Origin of the sequence: Streptomyces sp. SID13726, from assembly GCF_010548375.1 — a bacterium.
GTDB lineage: Bacteria > Actinomycetota > Actinomycetes > Streptomycetales > Streptomycetaceae > Streptomyces.
Genome location: NZ_JAAGLY010000807.1, coordinates 1 through 392, shown reverse-complemented (window position 1 = coordinate 392; position 392 = coordinate 1). Strand labels below are relative to the sequence as shown.

At 69.1% G+C, this 392-nt stretch carries 1 protein-coding gene; it reads right to left on the bottom strand.

What is annotated here, in order from left to right:
• A partial coding sequence (locus tag G3I78_RS50415; RefSeq protein WP_164437384.1) for an ATP-binding cassette domain-containing protein occupies nucleotides 1–392 on the bottom strand: 392 nt, incomplete at both ends.

Below are 392 nucleotides of genomic sequence, written 5' to 3'. Positions count from 1 at the left end.
CGAGGTTGTCGCCGACCTCGCGGGCGAAGCCCATCTCGTGGGTCACCACGATCATGGTCATGCCCGATTCGGCCAGGTCCCGCATGACGTCGAGGACGTCGCCGACGAGCTCCGGGTCGAGCGCCGAGGTGGGCTCGTCGAAGAGCATCAGCTTCGGCTCCATGGCCAGCGCGCGGGCGATCGCCACGCGCTGCTGCTGCCCGCCGGAGAGCTGGGTGGGGTAGTTCCCGCCCTTGTCGCCCAGGCCCACGCGGTCGAGGAGGCGCACCGCGCGCTCGCGCGCCACGGCCTTGCTCTCGCCCTTGACCATGACGGGGGCTTCCATGACGTTCTCTATGGCCGTCATGTGCGGGAAGAGGTTGAAGCGCTGGAAGACCATGCCGATCTCGCGC